The organism is Oleiphilus sp. HI0086 (assembly GCF_001635225.1).
Window position 1 is genome coordinate 1 of sequence record NZ_LWFZ01001483.1, and the last position, 825, is coordinate 825.

An 825-nucleotide genomic window follows, 5' to 3' on the forward strand; every position below is an offset into this window, starting at 1 on the left:
GGTTAATGCGCTTTAAATGTCAGGTTTAAATTGGGCCGACTGGACGCTCATCGTCATTATCTCACTTTCAAGTTTAATGAGTCTCAGGCGAGGTTTTGTTAAGGAAGCCTTGTCGCTTGCTACATGGGTGGTTGCCTTTATTGTGGCGCGCAGCTTTCATCCTAATCTCCAAACCTTATTGATTGACTCAATTAATGAACCAGTACTAAGAACCATCGCAGCATTTATTATGTTGTTTATAGGTACCTTGCTGGTGGGTGCTGGTATCAACTTCATTGTTGGTGCTTTGATACGTTTAACTGGCTTAACCCCAATAGATAGAATGCTAGGAATTGTGTTTGGTCTTGCCAGGGGGTTAATTCTTGCAGTTGTGCTTGTAGCCATTGTTCGCTTAACGCCTTTTGAGCAAAGCGACTGGTGGCAAAATTCGGTAATGATCGAGAATTTGTCTATATTAGAGCAATGGTCTCGATCAGTATTCGAAAGTCATAAAGAAACCAAAGTTTGATAGAAACGTTTTTAAAGAGGTAGTCATATGTGTGGCATCGTAGGTGTTGTTGGAAAAAACAACGCGAATCAATCGTTGTATGATGCATTAACCGTTTTGCAACATCGCGGCCAGGACGCTGCCGGCATTGTTACCTGCCAAGATGATCGTTTCTTTTTAAGAAAGGATAATGGCCTAGTACGTGATGTTTTTCGTACACGGCATATGAAACGCCTGCAAGGCAATGTAGGTATTGGGCATGTGCGCTACCCAACTGCAGGCTCTTCTAGTTCTGCGGAAGCTCAGCCTTTTTATGTTAACTCTCCTTATGGTATTAC

At 42.5% G+C, this 825-nt stretch carries 1 protein-coding gene and 1 pseudogene; both read left to right on the forward strand.

Annotated elements, in window-relative coordinates; translation table 11 throughout:
* Nucleotides 1-16 precede the first annotated feature (16 nt).
* Complete coding sequence (locus A3756_RS25165) at nt 17-508, forward strand: CvpA family protein (RefSeq protein ID WP_068515765.1); 492 nt, start codon at nt 17-19, stop codon at nt 506-508.
* Between the two features lie 27 nt (nt 509-535).
* Nucleotides 536-825: pseudogene (locus tag A3756_RS25170) on the forward strand (amidophosphoribosyltransferase); the annotation flags it as partial.

Excerpts from the sequence above, each read along its gene's own strand:
- A3756_RS25165 (WP_068515765.1), top strand. The coding sequence starts at position 17 with ATGTCAGGTTTAAATTGGGCCGACTGGACGCTCATCGTCATTATCTCA.